A 1999-nucleotide genomic window follows, 5' to 3' on the forward strand; every position below is an offset into this window, starting at 1 on the left:
GGCTAAAGTACGATTGTCGTCTGTTAAGGGGGCAACAGTATGTGCTGAGCCTGCGAAGGCAACCAGGGCTGAAAGCCCGTCCTTGCGCATATTAAACAGATCCAGCAGTTTGTAACGAGTCCTGGAAAGTCGATCGGGTTTATCGTCTTCAGCATACATTTTGTAAGACATATCTACGACGACTACCAGGGGCTGAAGACTTTTGTTAACAGGGGTGGGGATTTTTTGCCAGGTAGGGCCAGCCAGTGCCAGAACGGCCAGTGTCCAGACAGCCAAAAGCAGGTAGAAGGGGAGTCGGCTCTGTTTCTCACTGTGACCCTGTGTAAGGTGTTGCAATAATTCAGGGGCGATAACCCGCTTCCAGTCTCCGGTTTGCTGCTGTTGTCGCCAAAAAGCGGTCAGCAGAATCAGACATGGGATGAAGGCCAGCAACCACAGAGGGCGCAGAAAATGGAATTGACTGATAAGCTCACTCATTAATGATTCCTCCCTGGCTGGCTAATTGATGCTTCAGGGAAGGCTCTCAGCGTCGCCATGAGCAGGCTGAGAATCAGGGCCAGTGCCAGAGGCCAGAAAAACAGGGCTATGCCAGGCCTGAAGCGTTCTTTGTTCTGCCTGACAGGCTCCAGTTTGTCGAGTTCGTCGTATATCTTTTCAAGCCCTTCGGTATTTTTTGCCCGGAAATATTGCCCACCCGTGAGCTCTGCAATTTCTTTCAGGGTTTTTTCGTCCAGATCTTCAGAGGGGTTGATCCGCCGTGCACCAATGGATGAACCAAAGAGGCCTGGCTGGATCATTTCATCCGCTCCCAGGCCAATGGTATAAATGCGAATGTTTTCCGAAGCGGCCAGTTTTGCAGCCTGAACAGGTGTAATTTCTCCGGCGGTGTTGGCACCGTCGGTCATTAATATCAGTATCCGACTGTCCTGGGGGCGTTTACGAAGGTGCTTTACTGCCAGACCCAGAGCATCACCGATGGCGGTTTTATTGCCTGCCATGCCAATCGCTGATTCGTCCATCAGGGTGCCAATGGTTTTCAGGTCAAAGGTGAGAGGTGCCTGTAGGTAGGCCTGGGTTCCAAACAAAATCAGTCCAAGCCGGTCGCCCTTGCGTTTTTCAATAAAGTCGTTCAATACATGCTTGGTCACCACCAGACGATTCACCGGTTTGCCCTTCAGTTCCATGTCGGCGATTTCCATACTGCCGGACAGGTCGACTGCGATCATCAAATCTCTTCCTGATCTCTCTATTTGAACCGGTTCTCCCAGCCAGACCGGTTTTGACGCAGCGACGACCAGCAGCATCCAGATCAGCCAGGGCAGCAGTGTTTGCCAGCGCTTAAGTGTTTCCTGGTGTGCAGGATGCTCACCGGCAATATCAGCCAGCCCCCGATAAAACGGGACTCGCAAAGCAGCACCTGAGGCACGGGTGGCGGGGCTGGCAAAACGATAAACCAGCAAGGGCAAGGGGGCGGCCAGTAACATCCAGGGCCATTGCAACTCAAGCATGGTGTTTCCTGATCCAGCGGACAGTCAGTTTATGGAGCTGATTCACATCAACCTCTGGTTTGTCTTTCGCTACGGACGCTTCTTTCACTGTGGGCATCTCTTTCGATACAGACATTTTCTGAAAACGTGCGTCACCCAGAGCTTGTCCGGGGTTCCCGTTGAATGCGGGGATGCCACTCTTTTGGGAGAGGAACTCCAGCCACGGGTCGCCATGAAGACGAGCGACCTGTTCGGCCGGGTAGGCATGCAATGCTGTCTGTTTGAGTAAACGGTTGCAGTCATTGGCAAACTGGAATGCATTATTGTGTTTCTGATAAGCGCTGAAAATAAAATGAGCCTGTTTACATGCCAGCCTGCGATAGCGATTTCGACGAATGTAGCGAACCACAAACAGCGTCATCAGGGTGACAATCACTATGATTAGAAAGGCGGACAGCCACCAGCCGGGAGCCAGCGGCCAGAAGCTGACGGGATCGGGTAGATGATGGGGC

At 52.4% G+C, this 1999-nt stretch carries 3 protein-coding genes; all 3 read right to left on the reverse strand.

Annotated features, from left to right (window positions below; genetic code table 11):
- Nucleotides 1-477: VWA domain-containing protein (locus KDK18_RS00310; protein WP_257252375.1), on the reverse strand; the 477-nt coding region annotated here is incomplete at its 3' end.
- On the reverse strand, nt 477-1508 hold the full coding sequence (locus KDK18_RS00315; protein WP_257252376.1) for a VWA domain-containing protein: 1032 nt from the start codon (nt 1506-1508) through the stop codon (nt 477-479). The genes KDK18_RS00315 and KDK18_RS00310, both read right to left, overlap by 1 nt.
- The coding region (locus tag KDK18_RS00320) for a DUF4381 domain-containing protein (protein WP_257252377.1) at nt 1501-1999 on the reverse strand (499 nt) is incomplete at its 5' end. The genes KDK18_RS00320 and KDK18_RS00315, both read right to left, overlap by 8 nt.

The sequence above is a fragment of the Endozoicomonas sp. SESOKO3 genome (assembly GCF_024606255.1).

What these genes read in the sequence shown, in the direction of transcription:
- KDK18_RS00315 (WP_257252376.1), bottom strand. Translation starts at nt 1,508, where the DNA reads ATGCTTGAGTTGCAATGGCCCTGGATGTTACTGGCCGCCCCCTTGCCC.